The sequence below is a fragment of the Stenotrophomonas sp. PS02289 genome, from assembly GCF_029960115.1.
In the GTDB taxonomy this organism is placed as follows: domain Bacteria; phylum Pseudomonadota; class Gammaproteobacteria; order Xanthomonadales; family Xanthomonadaceae; genus Stenotrophomonas.
Window position 1 is genome coordinate 1 of record NZ_JASCOZ010000313.1, and the last position, 1,981, is coordinate 1,981.

The following is a 1,981-nucleotide window of genomic DNA, read 5'->3' on the forward strand; positions in this document are numbered from 1 at the left end:
GGCATGTTGATTATCCGCCCGGGGTTTCACGCGCGGGGGGGGCCGCCCCCGGCCGGCCGCTACCGGGACTACGTCACGTTCGGGGTTGAACTACCCCTTCATCGTCCCCGTATCCAACCACCGCTGGTGCCACGACAACGCCTCCGGCAACAAATGCGGCGTGTGCTTGCCGTAACTCTCACGGCTGGCACGCTCGAAGTAATCATTGATCTGATCCCGGAACTCCGGGTGCACGCAGTTATCAATAACCACGCGCGCACGCTTGCGCGGGGTCAAACCACGCAGATCCGCCAGGCCCTGCTCGGTCACGATCACCGACACATCGTGCTCGGTGTGATCCACATGGCTCACCATCGGCACAATCGCCGAGATCGTTCCGTTCTTCGCCGTCGAAGGACTCAGGAACGCCGAAAGGAACCCGTTACGCGCAAAATCACCCGAACCGCCAATGCCGTTCATGATCCGCGTGCCCATCACGTGGGTGGAATTCACGTTGCCGTAGATGTCCGCTTCAATCATGCCGTTCATGCCGATGCAGCCCAGGCGGCGCACCAGTTCCGGATGATTGGAGATCTCCTGCGTGCGCATGATGATGCGCTCGCGGTAGAAGTCGATGTTTTCCTTGAACGTCTCATTGGCCTGCGGGCTCAGTGCGAACCCCGTGCACGATGCGTAGCTCAGCACGCCGTCGCGCAGCAGGTCGAGCATGCCGTCCTGGATCACCTCGGTGAACGCGCTCAGGTCGCGGAAGCCGCTCTTGCCCAGGCCCGCCAGCACCGCATTGGGAATGTTGCCCACGCCGCTCTGCAGCGGCAGCAGGTTCGCCGGCAGGCGGCCACGCGCCACTTCGTGCTTCAGGAACTCGATCAGGTGCCCGGCGATCATCTCGCTGGTCGCATCAATCGGGCTGAACGGGCTGTTGCGGTCCGGGCCGTTGGTGCGCACCACCGCCACGATCTTGTCCGGGTCGCAGCGCAGCGCCGTGTCACCGATGCGGTCGTTGGCATGCACCAGCGGAATCGGCTTGCGGTACGGGGGCAGCGCCGTGCCGTAGTAGATGTCGTGCATGCCGTCCACACCGGCAGGCTGCCATTCGTTGACCTCGACAATCACCTTCTTGGCCAGGTCTAGCCAGGTCTTGTTGTTGCCCACCGACGTGGACGGCACCAGCGAACCGTCTTCACGAATGGCCGAAACCTCCACCACCGCCGTGTCGATATCGCCGTAGAAACCGAACCACACATGCTGGGCCACGTGGCTCAGGTGGATGTCGATGTAATCCAGCTTGCCCTCGTTGATGCGGTTGCGCGCATCCGGGTCGCTCTGGAACGGCATGCGCATGGCGATGCCATCGGCCTTGGCCAGCGCGCCGTCCAGTTCCGGCGCGGTCGAAGCGCCCGTCATCAGGCTGATCTGGAAGGGCTGGTTCTGCGCGTGGAAGGCTTCAATACGCTCGGCCAGCGCCACCGGCACCGCTTTCGGATAACCCGAACCGGTAAAGCCACTCATGGCAACGGTTTCACCTGGCTGAATCAGTGCAGCGGCAGCTTCGGCAGAAACCACCCGGTCGCGCAGACGCGCGTTGGCAATGCGATCAACAGACATGGCAACAGCAGCTGTGTAGGGGACCTTCATTATCGGCCATTGCCGACACCCCCCGACGTTCGACCAAGGTGCTATACCGAATACAGCAAATAACCGGCCGTATTCAGCTTCCAGAAAGCTTCTGTACCCACCAGTATTGTTTTGCAGTGCAGCGTGCAACTTGTTTCAGGAGCCTAGATCATCGCCCTGCATCCCGACGTGGGGGAGGGAGCAGAGCCCGCTGGCAGTTCGCTGCAAGCGGGCTTTTTTATTTCCAAAATCTGGCATGGACATGACACATCCGTAGAGCCACGCCCTGCGTGGCTTCGACCCACCGTCATCGCGCGTATCGACCGTAACCGCGCGAATCCGGCACCCCAGCCACGCAGGGCGTGGC

At 62.1% G+C, this 1,981-nt stretch carries 1 protein-coding gene; it reads right to left on the reverse strand.

Features of this window, described 5'->3' with window-relative positions; genetic code table 11:
• Window positions 1-90: 90 nt before the first annotated feature.
• Window positions 91-1,605 carry an acetyl-CoA hydrolase/transferase family protein gene (locus tag QMX83_RS21290; RefSeq protein WP_282298617.1) on the reverse strand — a complete coding sequence of 505 codons (1,515 nt, stop codon included), beginning with the start codon at window positions 1,603-1,605 and terminating at the stop codon, window positions 91-93.
• Between the last annotated feature and the right edge of the window lie 376 nt (window positions 1,606-1,981).

Coding starts and splice junctions, on each gene's coding strand:
- QMX83_RS21290 (WP_282298617.1), bottom strand. CDS start 1,605: ATGTCTGTTGATCGCATTGCCAACGCGCGTCTGCGCGACCGGGTGGTT.